This window comes from Stenotrophomonas sp. GL_111 (assembly GCF_057835245.1).
Genome location: NZ_CM174421.1, coordinates 1564751 through 1580575, shown reverse-complemented (window position 1 = coordinate 1580575; position 15825 = coordinate 1564751). Strand labels below are relative to the sequence as shown.

Genomic DNA, 15825 nt, shown 5'->3' with positions numbered 1-15825 from the left:
CCAACTTCGGGGGAGATTGCCAAGGGGCAGCCCCGCCCGAGGTCATGCGCCCTGCCCTCCGTGCCTTTCCCGGCATACACTATGCGGCTCATCTGCGGCCTTTCCGGCCGCCTGCCCGCCCACCCGACTGGAATAAGCGCCATGACCGGGACGCCAGCTTCGACCGTGCCGACTTCGGCCGGCTCCGCCTTGCCTGCCTCCGATTCTCCCCGCCCCGACGCCCCCCGCCCCGACCTGCTGCCGCTGCCCGGCGCCAGGCCCCAGGTGAACGGCCCGGTGCGCGGCAAGCTGTACATCAAGACCCACGGGTGCCAGATGAACGAGTACGACTCGTCCAAGATGGCCGACGTGCTGGCCGCCGCGGAAGGCCTGGAACTCACCGACGACCCCGCCGAGGCCGACGTGCTGCTGATGAACACCTGCTCGATCCGTGAGAAGGCGCAGGAGAAGGTGTTCAGCCAGCTGGGCTACTGGAAGGCACTGAAGAACAACGGCCGCGGCGTGATCATCGGGGTCGGTGGCTGCGTCGCGTCACAGGAAGGCGAGGCGATCATCAAGCGCGCCCCGCACGTGGACCTGGTGTTCGGCCCGCAGACCCTGCACCGCCTGCCCGAGCTGATCCGCCAGCGCCGTGAGTCGGGCAAGTCGCAGGTGGACATCAGCTTCCCGGAGATCGAAAAGTTCGACCGCCTGCCCGAGCCGCGCGCCGACGGTGGCTCGGCCTTCGTGTCGATCATGGAAGGCTGCTCCAAGTACTGCTCGTTCTGCGTGGTGCCCTACACCCGCGGTACCGAGGTGAGCCGCCCGTTCGAGGACGTGGTGGTGGAAGTGGCGCAGCTGGCCGCGCAGGGCGTGCGCGAGATCAACCTGCTGGGCCAGAACGTCAATGCCTACCGCGGCCCGTACGGTGAGGGCGAGTTCGCCGACCTGGGCCTGCTGATCCGCACCATCGCCGAGATCGACGGCGTCGGCCGGATCCGTTTCACCACCTCGCACCCGCTGGAGTTCAGTGATTCGCTGGTGGATGCCTTCCGCGACGTGCCGCAGCTGGCCAATTTCCTGCACCTGCCGGTGCAGGCCGGCAGCGACCGGGTGCTGTCGGCGATGAAGCGCGGCTACACCGCGCTGGAGTTCAAGGCCAAGATCCGCAAACTGCGTGCAGTGCGACCGGACATCTCGATCAGCTCGGACTTCATCGTGGGCTTCCCGGGGGAGACCGACGCCGATTTCGAGAAGACCATGAAGCTGATCGAAGACGTTGGATTCGACCACAGTTTCTCCTTCATCTATTCGCGTCGCCCCGGCACCCCGGCCGCGGACCTGGAAGACACCATCAGCGATGCCGAAAAGCATGCCCGGCTGTCGCGCCTGCAGGCGCGGATCCACGAGCAGGCCACGGCGATCTCGCAGAAGATGGTGGGCACCGTGCAGACGGTGCTGGTGGAGGGTCCGTCCAAGCGCGACCCGAACGAGCTGACCGGCAAGAGCGAGAACATGCGTTCGGTGAATTTCCCCGGGCATGCGCGGCTGGTCGGACAATTCGTGGATGTGGTGATCACCGAGGCGTACAGCAATTCGCTGCGCGCGCGGATGGTGACCAGCTGAAAGCGTGCCGACCAACGGTCGGCACCTACCGCGGTGGATGGAACCAACGGTCGGCACCTACCGCGGTGGATGGAACCAACGGTCGGCACCTACCGCGGTGGATGCCGACCGTTGGTCGGCATTGCTTCAATCCAGGCGCTTGCGGAAGCGCACGATCGCCAGGGTCATCATCACCACGATGAAGGCCAGCAGCGCGGCCACTTCCGGCCACAGCTCCCACCAGCGCGCGCCGCGCAGCATGATGCCGCGGATCAGGCGCAGGAAATGGGTCAGCGGCAACACCTCGGCCAGCCATTGCACCACCCGTGGCATGCCCGCGAACGGGAACATGAAGCCGGACAGCAGGATCGAGGGCAGGAACACGAACATGGTCATCTGCATCGCCTGGAACTGCGACTGCGCCTTGGTCGAAATCAGCAGGCCCAGGCTGAGGTTGGCCACGATCAACAGCATCGCCACCAGGTAGACGTCCAACACGCTGCCACGCACCGGTACGTCGAACAGCCACAGCCCCAGCAGCAGCACCAGGCTGGTCTGGATCAGCCCGATCACCGCATACGGCAGCACCTTGCCGATCATCAGCTCGCTACTGCTCAGCGGCGTGGCGATCAGCAGTTCCATGTTGCCGCGCTCGCGTTCGCGCACGATCGCCACCGCAGTGAACATCACCATGGTCATGGTCAGGATGATGCCGATCAGGCCCGGCACGATGTTCACCGCCGAGCGCCGCTGCGGGTTGTAGAAGGCCACCACGCTGATCTGCCCGGCACTGGCCACCGCCCCGGCGCGTAGCGGGCGCTGGTTGCTGGTGGGGATGGTATCCAGCGGCACCTGGGCCAGCTGCACCGCCGCGCTCTGCACCACCGTGTCGCTGCCATCGACCAGGACCTGGATCGCTTCGCGGCCCTCGAAGCGACGCCGCTCGAAGTCGGCCGGGATCACCACGCCAACGCTGATCCGGCCTTCGCGCAGTGCCTGCATCAACTGCTCAGGCGTCTGCACGTGCAGGGTCGGGGTGATCACGTCGGTGGCGATCATGTCCATCAGCACCGCGCGCGATGCGGCGGTGTTGGCCTGGTCGGCAATCCCCGCATCGAGGTGGCGCAGGTTGAGGTTGATGGCGTAGCCGAACAGCACCAGCTGCATCACCGGAATACCGAGGATCATCGCCAGGGTGATGCGGTCGCGGCGCATCTGGCGCAGCTCCTTGAGCACGATCGCCCATAGCCGGCGCAGGTTCATTGCGTGTGCTCCTCCGCCTCACGGCCGCGCGTGGCCGAGACGAACACGTCTTCCAGGTTGGCGGCCGTGGCCACCACCTCGGCCTGCTGGCCGCCTGCACGCAGGGCCTGCTGGATGCGTTCCATACCCTCGCCTTCGCGCGCCAGCAGCACGCGCAGGGTGTTGCCGATCTGGGCCACGCTGAGCACGCCCGGTACCGCGGCGAGCAGGCGCTGGGCTTGGCGCGGCTGGCTCGCATTGACCTCCAGGGTGCGCCCGGCGAGCGCGGCGGTGAGTTCGGCCGGGCTGCCATCGGCGACCAGCGCGCCCTGGTCGAGGATGGCCAGGCGATGGCAGCGCTCGGCTTCGTCCATGTAATGGGTGGAGACCAGCAACGTGGTGCCGGCGTCGGCGAGGTCGAAGAGTTTTTCCCAGAAGTCGCGCCGCGATTCCGGATCGACGGCGCTGGTCGGTTCGTCCAGGAACAGCAGTTCCGGCTGCTGGATCACCGCACCGGCCAAAGCCAGCCGCTGCTTCTGCCCGCCACTGAGGGTGCCCGCCAGCTGTTTCTGCCGGTCCTGGAAGTGGTACTGCTCCACCAGTTCATCGATGCGGCGGGCCGCCTGCGCACGCGGGATGTCCTGCACCGCGGCGAGGAACTCCAGGTTCTCGCGCACGGTGAGGTCTTCAAACAGCGAGAAGCGCTGGGTCATGTAGCCGATCCGCCGGCGCAGCACTTCGGCCTGCTCGGGAATGCGCAGCCCCAGCACCTCGATCTCGCCTTCGCTGGGGGTGAGCAGGCCGCACAGCATGCGGATGGTGGTCGACTTGCCCGAACCATTCGGGCCGAGGAACCCATACACATTCGCGCGCGGCACGCTGAGGTCGACATGGTCCACCGCCACCAGTTTGCCGAAGCGCTTGGTCAGGCCGCGCGCGCGGATCGCCAGGTCGGCAGCCGCGGCACTGGCGCCGAGGGGCGGTACGGCCCTGCTCAAAACACGACCTGCACCGGCACACCGGCCGGCAGGTCAGCCAGCTGCGCCGGGTCCTTGCCCGGGTCCAGCTCGATCTCGGCCAGCCAGCTCAGCCGCGAGGCGTCAGCGCCGCTGAGCGCGTAATACGGGGTGAAGCTGGGATCGCTGCGGATGCTGCGCACGTGCCCGGGCAAGCTGCCCTCGCGCCCCTGCAGCTGCACCTGCGCGGCCTGGCCCAGTTTGACCCGCTGGCGCAGTGGCTCGGGCAGGTAGATCCGTGCATACGGGCGCTCCCCCACCAGCATCACCACCAGCGGCGCGCCGACCGGGGCCTGGTCGCCCAGCCGATACGGCAAGGCATCGATGCGGCCCGCGCGCGGTGCCAGCAGGTCCAGCTTGCGCAGGGTGACGGCCTGCGCGTCGACCTGGGCCTGCGCGGCTTGCACTGCGGCCTCGCCCTGCGCAACCTGCTCGACGCGGCTGCCATGTTCCAACGCCAGCAGGGCTTGTTCGGCCGCGTGCACCACGCCTTGCGCATTGCCGGCGGCGGCGCGGGCACGGTCGACATCGGCGGCGGCAACCAGTTGTTGGCGCCCCAGCGGCTGCAGGCGCGCGAGGTAGGCCGATGCCTCGATGGCCTGCGCGCGGGCCGCGGCCAGGTTGGCGCGCGCCTGGGCGATGTCTTCGCTGCGTGGCCCGTTGCGGAGTTCCAGCAATGCTTGCCCGGCCTGGGCCTGCTGCGCCTGCAGGGCCTGCAACTGGGCTGCGGTGCGGGTGGGCTCCAACTGCAGCAACGACGTCCCGGCGCGCACCTGCTGGCCCTCGCGCACCTGCACCGCCACGATGGTTTCCGCTGCCGGGGCCGGCACGCTGATCCGGTCCCATTCCAGCGTGCCCAGCGCCGGCTCCTCCTTCGCGGTGCAGCCGACCAGCACCAGCGCGGCCATCAACAGCGGCCCGCAACGCGTGGATGCAGAACAAGCACGTGACATCGAAGTCGCCTCGCCAAGCGTGGTCAGGAACACGGTGATCCTCACCTTGCGCACACGTACGTGAAGAGGAAGTCAGACCCCCGGCATCCACCGTGCCGGCACTGGTCATGAAATGATCACGCGCTGACAGGCCTTGCGGGCGCTGGCGCGCGCCGGCTTATCCACATGTTTCTCCCGACGTGACCCACAGCACCTGTGGACGACCGACCGGCGCCTGACACTTTTTTGACCAACACGGCGAACGCATTGGCGCACAAGGGCTGGCATGAGCTATCCACAGCTTGCTGCACCGGTGTTGCACAGCCGCTGTGGAGAACCCTGCGCGCCCCTGCCGCTGTGGCGGCGACCCCACGCCCGCGCTACCCTGTACTTCCTTTCCCAAGCTTGCGGTCAGGTCCCCGGACCGGTGGCCGCCGGATGCAATGACGGCACTGGCACAACGCGATTTCACCCTGAGCCCGGAAGACAACGAGCGCCTGGCCAACCTGGCCGGCCCGTTCGATGAGCACCTGCGCCAGATCGAACTCAAACTCGGCGTGGAAATCGCCAACCGCGGCCATGTGTTCCGCGTGACCGGCCCCAAACAGGTGGCCGAGGAAGCGCAGAAGCTGATCGAGGCGCTGTACCTGGAAGCGGCCGAGAGCGTCTTCGACAGCCACGCCATCCACCTGCGCCTGAACCAGGCCAACGTGGAGCATGTGGTGGAGCGCGCCTACGAAGCGCAGGACGTCACCATCAAGGTCAAGCGCGGCACCGTGCGTGGCCGCGGCGCCAACCAGGCGCGCTACCTGCACCAGATCACCGGCCATGACATCAACTTCGGGATCGGCCCGGCCGGTACCGGCAAGACCTTCCTGGCCGTGGCGATGGCCGTGGATGCCTTGAACGAATCGCGCGTGCAGCGGCTGATCCTGGTTCGCCCGGCGGTCGAGGCCGGCGAGAAGCTGGGCTTCCTGCCCGGCGACCTGAGCCAGAAGGTGGACCCCTACCTGCGCCCGCTTTACGACGCGCTGTATGAAATGCTAGGCGTGGAGAAGGTGCTCAAGCTGCTGGAAAAGAATGTCATCGAGATCGCGCCGCTGGCCTACATGCGCGGGCGCACCCTCAACGATGCTTTCGTGATCCTGGACGAGGCGCAGAACACCACCATCGAACAGATGAAGATGTTCCTGACCCGGCTCGGCTTCGGCTCCACCGCGGTGGTCACCGGTGACCTCACCCAGACCGACCTGCCCAAGCACGTGAAGTCCGGCCTGCGCGATGCCATTGAAGTGCTGCGCGACGTTGATGGCGTCAGCTTCACCTTCTTCGAAGCGCGCGACGTGGTCCGCCACCCGCTGGTGGCGCGCATCGTCAGCGCCTACGACCGCCGCGACCTGCAGCAGCTCAAGCCGGGGGCGGAGTAACCCGGCATGGTCGCGCGCGTGCTCACGCTGTGCTGGGCCCTGCTGGCTGCCTCGCCTGCCGTCGCCGCAGTCGGGGATGCGCTGGTGGACCAACGCATCGTGCTGGCGTCGGCGATGCGCGCACCGTGCCTGTCGGTGCAGATGGACCCGCGTGTCGTGGTCTCGGTGCCGGACCAGGCCATCACCGACGTGCTGGCCGCACGGCCGGCCCGCTGGCAGCCGCGCGCGAATGCGCCCGAGTCCGAACGGATGGCGCACATCCAGGGCACGCGCGCGCAGGCGTTGTCACAGCTGCGCAGCCCGATCACCGATGCGCTGGGCTGCCGCCGCGTGTCGCTGAGCGAGGTACCCGGCGATGCGTTGTTCCTGCTCGACCATCTGCTGCAGGCGGGGCGGGCCAGCGTGGCCGTGGACAGCCGTCCCCAGCTTGAGCCCGCCGTGCTGGCCCGCGAGACCACCTGCGCCCAGAGCGCGATGGGCGCGCGCTCCTATCGACTGGAAGACGGCCACCCGTTCTTCCTTCTTGTCACTTGTATCGTCTGATTACCCGGAATTCCGTGCCATGACCAAAGGTCCCGTCCGCCTCGATGTCGCCGTCAGCTACGCCCTGCCCCGCGCCGGCCTGCCCTCGGCGGTGAGCTTTCGCAAGTGGGTTGCCGCCGCGTTGAAGGGCCGCATCCGCGAAGCCGACCTCGCCATCCGCCTGGTCGATGCCAAGGAAGGCCAGTCGTTGAACCGGCACTACCGTGGCAAGGATTACGCCACCAACGTGCTGAGCTTCCCGGCCGAACTTCCCGAAGGCCTGCCCAAGGGCGTGAAGTTCCCGCTGCTCGGCGACCTGGTGGTGTGCGCTCCGGTGGTGGCCCGCGAAGCCGACGAACAGGGCAAGGCCCTCAATGCCCATTACGCGCACCTCACCGTGCACGGCGTGCTGCACCTGCTCGGCTGGGACCATGAAGACGACAAGGAAGCCGAGGCGATGGAGCAGTTGGAGCGCGACATCCTGGCCGAGCTCGGCATCGCCGACCCCTATGCCGGCGAGCAGTGAGCGCCGCCCCAGCCCGCGAGTGACCCCGATGCGCGTTTTCTCCCCCCTTTGCCTGGGCCTGGCCCTGCTGTCGAGCGGCACCGTGGCCAACGCCGCGACCCTGGACCTGCCCGCCCTGATCGAATGCCGCCAGGGCCTGGCTGACTACAACGCGGTGGCCCCGGTGGTCGCCGACCCGCTCAAGGCGGTCGCCAACGGCCTGCAGCCGCTGGCCCAGACCAACCAGTTCATGAGCGAGTTCCGCCTGGCCAGCCCGATCACCGTGTTCGGCCAGCGCACCGAGGTCATCGCGGTGGCCGGCGCCAGCATCATGGCGATTCTGGACCTGGCCGACCCGCGCCCGCTGGCCAAATCCCTGGCGCTGGAGGACGGGGTCGACAACCCGGACAAGTTCATGGCCGGGCGCGAACTGGTCAGCCGCGACGTGACCGACCCCAAGACCGGCGAGGCGCTGATCGAATCGGTGATCCTGAGCCTGTCCACGGTCAAGAGCCACCCGGGCAAGACCCTGGCCGGCTGCACCTACAGCCTGGACCTGCCGCCGGAAGAGGCGCCGCCGCCCGCCGCCGCCCCGGAGGCCACCCCGGCCGCGCCGCCGAACGGGTGAATACGCCCGCCGGAGGGCGCTGACAGCGCCGCGCATCCTGCTAGACTGAATCCAACGCCCGGCTCGCCGGGTGCCTTTTTTCCAGAGATGTCTGAAGACGACAGTAGTAGCTCCGTCCAGGAGCCCAATGAAAAGAAGCGCAGCTGGCTCGAACGCCTGACCTCTGCCTTCTCCGGCGAACCCCACACCCGCGACGAGCTGGTGGCGGTGCTGCACACCGCCCAGGAAGACGGCCTGATTGCCGCCGATACCCTGCGCATGATGGAAGGCGCGATCTCGGTGGCCGAGCTCACCGTGGGCGACGTGATGATCTCGCGTTCGCAGATGGTCTCGCTGCCGGTGGAAGCCCCGTTCCTTGAACTGATGAAGCAGGTGGTCGAATCCGGCCATTCGCGCTTCCCGGTGCACGGCGACAACAAGGACGACATCCTCGGCATCCTGCTGGCCAAGGACCTGCTGCGCGGCGTGGTTGCCGACAACGGGCCGGCCAACATCCGCGAGCTGCTGCGCCCGGCGGTGCTGATCCCCGAAGCGAAGAAGCTCAACGTGCTGCTGAAGGAGTTCCGGCTCTCGCGCAACCACATGGCCATCGTGGTCGACGAGTACGGCGGTGTCGCCGGGCTGGTCACCATCGAGGACGTGCTGGAGCAGATCGTCGGCGAGATCGACGACGAGCACGATGAAGCCGAGGACCACACCGCACAGATCGCGATCCAGGCCGACGGCCAGTACGTGGTCGATGCGCTGACCCCGATCGAGGACTTCAACGAGCGGTTCGGCGCCGACTTCCCCGACGACGACTACGACACCATCGGTGGCCTGGTCACCGAGGCGATCGGTCACCTGCCCGAAACCGGCGATGAGCTCAGCCTGGACCGCTTCGTGTTCCGGGTGGCGCGTGCCGACGCCCGCCGCGTGCAGGCGTTCCACGTGACCGTGCTGCCGCCCGACCCCACCAACGAGGATTGACCCACGCCATGCGGCCCCTGCTCAAGCGGTGGCCGCTGTGCCGCCTGTTGCTCCTGATTTGTCTGTCCAGCCTGACCAGCGTGCCGTTCGGCGCGCTGGCACTGGACACCGTGGATGCCACCCAGCCGACCCCGGCCGCGCTCAGCGCGCCGCGGATCGGCGTGGTCACCATGCAGCCCGGCGAGATCTTCTTCGAACGCTTCGGGCATGACGCCATCGTGGTGCAGGACGCGACCACCGGCCAGGCGATCTCCTACAACTTCGGCTACTTCGACCCGAGCGAGAAGGACTTCATCGGCCGCTTCGTGCGCGGCGACATGATGTACTACCTGGTGGCCCTGCCGCTGGACGAAGACCTGTACTACTACCGCGACAGCGGCCGTGGCGCCAGCCTGCAGTGGCTGGACCTGGACCCGCAGCAGGCACGCACCCTGGCGGCGGCGCTGGCCGAGCGCGCCAAACCCGAGAACGCGCGCTACCACTACGACTACTACACCGCCAACTGCGCCACCATGGTCCGCGACAGCATCGACCAGGCGCTGGGCGGCGGGCTGCACTCGCAGCTGTCCGGGCGCTCGCGCGGCAATACCTTCCGCAGTGAATCGGTGCGGCTGGCCTCGCCCTCGCCGTGGATGTGGCTGGGCTTCGACATCGGGCTGGGCCCGTTCGCCGACCAGCCGCTGTCGCGCTGGCAGGAAGCCTTCGTGCCGATGCGGCTGGCCGATGCGCTGCGCCAGGCGCGCAACAGCGAAGGTCGCCCGCTGGTGCAGTCCGAACAGGAACTGCTGCCACACCGGATCGCACCGGAGCCGGTCGAAACGGCACGCCAGTGGTGGCCCTGGTTGCTGTGCGGCGTGCTCGCAGCGGCCGCCGTGCTGGCGCTGCGCCCGCGCCGCCGCGTGGTGGCCGGGCTGGCGCTGCCGTTCTGGCTGTTCTGCGGCATCGCCGGCGCATTGCTGACCTACCTGTGGGGCTTCAGCGCGCACCAGGCCGCCTGGGCCAACCGCAACCTGCTGCAGCTCTCGCCGTTGTGCCTGCTGTTGCTGCCCGGCGCGATCTGCGTGCTGCGCGGTCGCGCGCCGCGTGCATGGTTCCGGATCGTGCTGTGGGCGGTGGCGCTGCTCGCCGCGCTGGGCCTGGTGCTGCACTGGCTGACCCTGCAGGCGCAGGTCAACCTGCAATGGATCGTACTGCTGCTGCCCATCCACCTGGCCCTGGCCTGGGTGCTGGGCCGCCGTGACTTGCCCGTCACCAAGGCCTGACGCACGATGCACCCCATGGAAAACGCCGTCCCCGCCAACCCGGCCTGTGTCATCAACTGCGTCCACTACGATGATCAGGGCAAGCGCCACGACATCAGCCTGGACGCGATCAGCGATGTGATCGAAAGCGGCAACGGTTTCGTCTGGGTCGGCCTGTACGAGCCGGCCGACAGCGTACTGCTGAAGCTGCAGGAGGAGTTCTGCCTGCACTCGCTGGCCATCGAAGATGCCCGCAATGCGCACCAGCGGCCCAAGGTGGAGGCGTACGGAAATTCGCTGTTCGTGGTGGTGACCACTGCGCAGATGGTGGACGAGCGCATCCAGTACGGCGAAACCCACGCCTTCCTCGGCCCGCGCTTCCTGGTCACGGTGCGCCACGGTGCCTCGCTGTCCTATGCCGCCCCGCGTGCGCGCGTCGAGCGCGAGCCCGAACTGCTGCGCACAATGGGCCCGTCGTACTGCCTGTACGCGGTGCTGGACTTCGTGGTCGACAACTACCTGCCCATCACCCAGCGCTACCGCGACACGCTGGAGCTGCTGGAGCACGACATCTTCTCCGACAGCTACAAGCGCCAGACCGTCGTGCGCCTGTACGAGCTCAAGCGCGAGCTCAACAAGATGCGCATGGCGGTGGCCCCGCTGCAGGACATGCTGGCGCAGATCAAGCGTTACCAGGGCGAGCTGGTGCCTGATGAGGTGAAGCTGTACCTGCGCGACGTGCACGACCATGCCGTGCGGATCAGCGATGTGATCGACACCCTGCGCGAGATGCTGGGCACCGCGCTCAGCGTGAACCTGTCGCTGGTTACCCTGGCCCAGGGCGAGACGGTCAAGCGCCTCGGCGCCTGGGCCGCGCTGCTGGCCGCACCGACCCTGATCACCAGCTGGTATGGCATGAACTTCCACTTCATGCCCGAGCTCGACCGCCCCTGGGCCTACCCGGCGATGATCGTCGGCGTCGGCGCGGTGTGCGTAGGCCTGTACCGCCTGTTCAAGCGGGTGCGTTGGCTGTAATCAAGCCACGTAGACCGACTTGATGTTCATGAACTCGTGGATGCCGTGGTCGGCCAGCTCGCGCCCGAAGCCCGAACGCTTGGTGCCACCGAACGGCAGCCGCACATCACTCTTGACGATGGCGTTGACGAACGCCGCGCCGCATTCCAGCCGCTTGGCCAGCGCCTCGCCGCGCACCGGGTCGCCACTCCACACGCTGCCGCCCAGGCCAAACGTGGTGTCATTGGCCACCCGCAATGCGTCGGCATCGTCACGCACGCGCAGGATCGCCGCGACCGGGCCGAACAGCTCTTCCTCGTAGGCCGGCATGCCCGGCACCACGTTGTCCAGAATCGTGGCCGGATAACCCGCATGGCTACCCGCGACCGGCTCACCGCCCAGCAGCACCTTCGCACCCTTGGCCACGCTGGCCTGGACCTGCTTGTGCAGCTCATCGCGCAGGTCCGCGCGTGCCATCGGTGCCAGCGTGGTCTTCTCGTCCTGCGGGTCGCCGTAGACCCGCGCGGCGGCGGCGGCCACGAACTTCGCCACGAACGCTTCGGCGATCGCATCGACCACGATGAAGCGCTTGGCCGCGATGCAGGTCTGCCCGCTGTTGTCGAAGCGTGACTTCACCGCCGCGGCCACGGCCTTGTCCAGATCAGCATCGTCGAGCACCACGAATGCATCGCTGCCGCCCAGCTCCATCACGCATTTCTTCAACTGATCGCCCGCATTGGCGGCGATCGAACGCCCCGCGCGCTCGCTGCCGGTCAGCGTCACCGCCTTGACCCGCCGGTCGCGCAGCACCTCGGCAGCCTGGTCATTGTCGATGTGCAGCACATCGAACACCCCCTCGGGCAGGCCCCCGTCGCGGCACACGGCCAGGATCAGGTCCGCGCATTGGGGCACATTGCTGGCGTGCTTGAGCAGCGTCACGTTGCCGGCCATGAAGGCCGGAGCCAGGAAGCGGAACACCTGCCAGATCGGAAAATTCCACGGCATCACCGCGAACACGCAACCGATCGGCTCGTAGCGCACGTAGCTGCGCTGGGCCTCGGTATCGATCAGCTGCGGCTTCAGATAGTCCGCGGCGTGGTCGGCGTAGTACTCGCAGGCCTGCGCGCACTTCTCCACCTCGGCCAACGCCTCGGCCTTGAGCTTGCCCATCTCGCTGGTCATCGCCACCTGCAGCTCGCCCTTGCGGGCGCGCAGCTGCGCGGCAATCCCACGCAGGATCGCCCCACGCTCCTGCAGCGATCGCGCCGACCACAACGGAAAGGCCGTGGCCGCCGCGGCCAGCCGCTGCTCGATCTGCGCGGTGTCCAGCAGCTCATGGCGGTAAGTGACCCGACCGGTGGCAGGGTTGACGATTTCAACGGTCATCGCGGTACTCCAGAAGACAGACCACCATTCTGCGCCTGCCGTTGTGAGTTGGATGTTGCCGGTTACGACGAATGTGGATAGGCGCCTCGATCGAGGCAGCCGGGCATGGCCCGGCTCTACCGTGGGGAGTGAGGGGCCGGAAAGGTATCGGGCGTCGGCATGGGTGGGTTGGCGGGACTGTCCACAACATGGATGTTGTGGACAAGCCTCCATGGATGGATTCACGGCGTGTCCCGCCAACCCGCCCATGCCGACGCCAACCCCGGCAACCTACCCCCCGCTGTTGCTGTTGCTGTTGCTGAAGTCAGCTCTTGTCCTGCAGCGCCATCTGCATGTCGCGCTGGCGCCGCTTCTCACTGCGCGCCGTGATGAACCAGCCCACCACCGCCGCCACCGACACCGCCAGCACCATCAACGTCGCCAACGCATTGATCTCCGGCTTGATCCCCATCCGCACCGATGCGAACACCTTCATCGGCAGCGTCGTCGAATTCGGCCCCGCCACGAAACTCGCGATCACCACATCATCCAGCGACAACGTAAAGGCCAACAGCCAGCCCGCCACCAGCGCCGGCGCGATGATCGGCAACGTGATCTGGAAGAACACCTTCAACCGGCTCGCCCCCAGATCCATCGCCGCCTCCTCCAGCGACCGGTCCAGCTCCTGCAATCGCGACGACACCACCACCGTCACGAACGACAGCGTGAACGTCACATGCGCGATCCAGATGCTCGTCACCCCCCGGCTCGGAAAGCCCGGAATGCCGCCCATCGACACCAGCAGCGTCATCAGCGAAAAGCCCAGGATCACCTCCGGCATCACCAGCGGCGCGGTGATCAGCGCCCCGAACACCGTCTTGCCCGGGAACCGCCGCATCCGCGTCATCACCATCGCTGCCATCGTGCCGAGCACCGTTGCCGCGCAGGCCGTCCAGAACGCCACCTTCAGGCTGATCCACAACGCCTCCAGGATCTGCCGGTTGTTGAACAGCTCCCCGTACCAGCGCGTCGAGAAGCCCGACCACACCGTCGCCAGCTTGGAGGCATTGAACGAGTAAACCATCAACAACAGGATCGGCAGGTACAGGAACGCAAAGCCCAGCCCCAGTACCGACCAGCCCAACCACCGATTGCGGCGCACCATGCTCATGCCAGCTTTCCTTCCAGCTCGCGCTGCTGCAGCCGGTTGAACAGCAGGATCGGCACCAGCAGCAGTGCCAGCATCACGATCGCCACCGCCGAGGCGATCGGCCAGTCGCGGTTGTTGAAGAACTCACCCCACAGCACCCGCCCGATCATCAACGTATCGGGGCCGCCCAGCATCTCCGGAATCACGAACTCGCCCACCGCCGGAATCATCACCAGCATGCAGCCGGCGATGATGCCCGTGCGCGACAACGGCAGCGTGATCCGCAGGAAGGCCTGCCACGGCCGCGCACCCAGATCGTAGGCCGCCTCCAGCAGACGGTTGTCCAGCTTCACCAGGTTGGCGTACAGCGGCAGCACCATGAACGGCAGATAGCAGTACACGATGCCGATGTAGGCCGCGGTCGGCGTGTACAGGATCTGCAGCGGCGCATCGATCAGGCCGATCTTCAACAGCAGCTGGTTGAGCAGTCCATTGCGGTCCAGGATGCCGATCCAGGCGTAGACCCGGATCAGGAACGAGGTCCACGACGGCAGCACCACCAGCATCATCGCCACGTTGCGCGCGGCCGGTGACATCCGCGAAATCACGTACGCCATCGGGTAGCCGATCAGCAGCGTCAGCAGCGTGGCGATCACCGCGATCTTGATCGAACTCAGGTAGGCCAGCACGTACTGGTTGTCTTTCACCAATGCGGCGTAGTTGCCCAGGTTGAGCTTCAGCGAGAACGCACCGTCCACGTACTCCAGCAGCCATGTATACGGCGGCGAGCCGACCTGCGTGCGCGAGAACGAGATCATCAGGATGATCACGAACGGCACCGCGAAGAACAGCAGCAGCCACAGGTAGGGCGCCGCGATCACCCCGGCACGGGTGCCGGGCAGCCAACGCTTCCAGCCGGTCGCGTTCATGCGGTGAGCACCACGCCGTCGTTGTCGCGCCAATGCACCCACACGCTGTCGCCCCAGGTCAGCCCGTCGCTGGCCCAACGCTGCGAATTGGCGAAGTTGGACAGCACCTTGGCGCCGCTCGGCAGGCGCACGTGATAGACCGAGTGGCTGCCGAAATAGGCGATCTCCTCGATCACGCCCTGCGCCTTGTTGGTGTCCGCGGCCGGCTCGTCCTTGCCGATCATCACCTTCTCCGGGCGCAGCGCGAACGCCACCGGCTGGCCTTCGTAGCCGGTGATGCCATGCGCCACGTAGATCGGCGCCGGGAACAGCGGCGTGCGCACCGTGACGTACTCGGGCAGGTCCTCGTCGATCACCCCGTCGAACAGGTTGACCGAACCGATGAACTCGGCCACGAACCGGTTGGCCGGTTGCTCGTAGATTTCATCGGGCTTGCCCACCTGCTGGATCCAGCCGGCCTCCATCACCGCGATGCGGGTGGCCATGGTCATGGCCTCCTCCTGATCGTGGGTGACCATTACGCAGGTCACGCCGGAGGTCTCGATGATGTTGACCAGCTCCAGCTGCATCTGCGAGCGCAGCTTCTTGTCCAGCGCGCCCATCGGTTCATCCAGCAACAACAGCTTGGGCCCCTTGGCCAGCGACCGCGCCAGCGCCACGCGCTGCTGCTGGCCGCCGGACAACTGATGCGGCTTGCGCTTGGCCAGCTTGCCCAGCTGCACCAGCTCCAGCATCTCGCCGACCCGGGTGCGGATCGCGTCGCGGGCCAGGCCATCCTGCTTCAGCCCGAAGGCGATGTTCTGTTCCACCGTCATATGCGGGAACAGCGCATAGGACTGGAACATCATGTTGATCGGCCGCTGGTACGGCGGCAGGTCGTTGATGCGCTGGCCATCCAGCTCGATGCTGCCCCGGGTAGGCGTTTCGAAACCGCCCAGGCAGCGCAGCAGCGTGGACTTGCCGCTGCCCGACCCCCCGAGCAGGGCGAAGATCTCGCCCTTGCGCACGTCCAGGCTGACGTCGTCGAGGGCGACGAAACCGTCGAATTCCTTGCGCAGCGCGCGGATGGACAGATAGCCCGGCGTGTCGCTTGGCAGGGCATCGGCGACTTCCGGCTGGACTTCAGCGGACATTGGGGGGGCTCCGGGAGCAGGGGCAAAGGGGCGCGTCATTCTAGCCCTCCGCACCTGTGCAAGAAATAACGACGACGTTCACTTCAGCAGCGTCAACGCCTTGCGGAGACTACGCGGATCATCAGTAGACCCGCACAAGGTCCCACCTTCATAAAAATCACACGACCT

Annotated in this window: 15 protein-coding genes; 8 read left to right on the top strand and 7 right to left on the bottom strand. The window is 67.1% G+C overall.

Annotated features, from left to right (window positions below):
* The first annotated feature begins 141 nt into the window (after positions 1 to 141).
* Positions 142 to 1605 (top strand): tRNA (N6-isopentenyl adenosine(37)-C2)-methylthiotransferase MiaB, encoded by a 1464-nt coding sequence (gene miaB / locus AC3IPM_RS07140; protein WP_489303266.1) that lies wholly within the window; start codon positions 142 to 144, stop codon positions 1603 to 1605.
* 126 nt (positions 1606 to 1731) lie between these two features.
* Here miaB and AC3IPM_RS07135 read toward each other — a convergent pair whose 3' ends face one another.
* The 3 genes from AC3IPM_RS07135 to AC3IPM_RS07125 are packed head-to-tail and all read right to left on the bottom strand — an operon-like array spanning position 1732 to position 4795.
* Complete coding sequence (locus AC3IPM_RS07135) at positions 1732 to 2847, bottom strand: ABC transporter permease (protein ID WP_489303265.1); 1116 nt, start codon at positions 2845 to 2847, stop codon at positions 1732 to 1734.
* On the bottom strand, positions 2844 to 3770 hold the full coding sequence (locus AC3IPM_RS07130) for an ABC transporter ATP-binding protein (protein WP_489304034.1): 927 nt from the start codon (positions 3768 to 3770) through the stop codon (positions 2844 to 2846). Before AC3IPM_RS07130 ends, AC3IPM_RS07135 begins: the two co-directional genes overlap by 4 nt.
* Positions 3771 to 3820: 50 nt before the next feature.
* Positions 3821 to 4795, bottom strand: coding sequence for an HlyD family secretion protein (locus AC3IPM_RS07125; RefSeq protein ID WP_489304032.1), 975 nt, complete (start codon positions 4793 to 4795; stop codon positions 3821 to 3823).
* A 422-nt stretch (positions 4796 to 5217) separates the two neighbouring features.
* Between AC3IPM_RS07125 and AC3IPM_RS07120 the strand changes: the two genes are divergently transcribed.
* The 7 genes from AC3IPM_RS07120 to AC3IPM_RS07090 all read left to right on the top strand — a co-directional run bounded on the left by AC3IPM_RS07120 (position 5218) and on the right by AC3IPM_RS07090 (position 11101).
* A complete protein-coding gene (locus AC3IPM_RS07120; protein ID WP_489303264.1) occupies positions 5218 to 6201 on the top strand; it encodes a PhoH family protein in 984 nt (327 codons plus the stop codon).
* 6 nt (positions 6202 to 6207) lie between these two features.
* Positions 6208 to 6744, top strand: a complete 537-nt coding sequence (locus AC3IPM_RS07115; RefSeq protein WP_489303263.1) for a hypothetical protein — start codon at positions 6208 to 6210, stop codon at positions 6742 to 6744.
* 19 nt (positions 6745 to 6763) lie between these two features.
* A complete protein-coding gene (gene ybeY, locus AC3IPM_RS07110; RefSeq protein WP_489303262.1) occupies positions 6764 to 7249 on the top strand; it encodes an rRNA maturation RNase YbeY in 486 nt (161 codons plus the stop codon).
* Between the two features lie 28 nt (positions 7250 to 7277).
* Positions 7278 to 7856 carry a hypothetical protein gene (locus tag AC3IPM_RS07105; protein WP_489303261.1) on the top strand — a complete coding sequence of 193 codons (579 nt, stop codon included), beginning with the start codon at positions 7278 to 7280 and terminating at the stop codon, positions 7854 to 7856.
* Between the two features lie 87 nt (positions 7857 to 7943).
* A complete protein-coding gene (locus tag AC3IPM_RS07100) occupies positions 7944 to 8825 on the top strand; it encodes a CorC family transporter (protein WP_489303260.1) in 882 nt (293 codons plus the stop codon).
* A gap of 8 nt (positions 8826 to 8833) precedes the next feature.
* On the top strand, positions 8834 to 10087 hold the full coding sequence (locus AC3IPM_RS07095) for a lipoprotein N-acyltransferase Lnb domain-containing protein (RefSeq protein WP_489303259.1): 1254 nt from the start codon (positions 8834 to 8836) through the stop codon (positions 10085 to 10087).
* 15 nt (positions 10088 to 10102) lie between these two features.
* Positions 10103 to 11101 carry a magnesium and cobalt transport protein CorA gene (locus AC3IPM_RS07090; RefSeq protein ID WP_489303258.1) on the top strand — a complete coding sequence of 333 codons (999 nt, stop codon included), beginning with the start codon at positions 10103 to 10105 and terminating at the stop codon, positions 11099 to 11101.
* Here the strand turns inward: AC3IPM_RS07090 and AC3IPM_RS07085 are convergent, their stop codons facing one another.
* From AC3IPM_RS07085 to AC3IPM_RS07070, 4 genes are all read right to left on the bottom strand, one after another.
* Complete coding sequence (locus tag AC3IPM_RS07085; RefSeq protein ID WP_489303257.1) at positions 11102 to 12466, bottom strand: NAD-dependent succinate-semialdehyde dehydrogenase; 1365 nt, start codon at positions 12464 to 12466, stop codon at positions 11102 to 11104. It abuts the gene before it with no gap.
* 304 nt (positions 12467 to 12770) lie between these two features.
* A complete protein-coding gene (locus AC3IPM_RS07080; protein WP_489303256.1) occupies positions 12771 to 13616 on the bottom strand; it encodes an ABC transporter permease subunit in 846 nt (281 codons plus the stop codon).
* Positions 13613 to 14524, bottom strand: a complete 912-nt coding sequence (locus AC3IPM_RS07075; RefSeq protein ID WP_489303255.1) for an ABC transporter permease subunit — start codon at positions 14522 to 14524, stop codon at positions 13613 to 13615. Before AC3IPM_RS07075 ends, AC3IPM_RS07080 begins: the two co-directional genes overlap by 4 nt.
* The gene (locus tag AC3IPM_RS07070) at positions 14521 to 15657 is read right to left on the bottom strand and encodes an ABC transporter ATP-binding protein (RefSeq protein WP_489303254.1); all 1137 of its coding nucleotides are present in this window, start codon (positions 15655 to 15657) and stop codon (positions 14521 to 14523) included. The genes AC3IPM_RS07075 and AC3IPM_RS07070 overlap by 4 nt, the downstream gene beginning before the upstream one ends.
* Between the last annotated feature and the right edge of the window lie 168 nt (positions 15658 to 15825).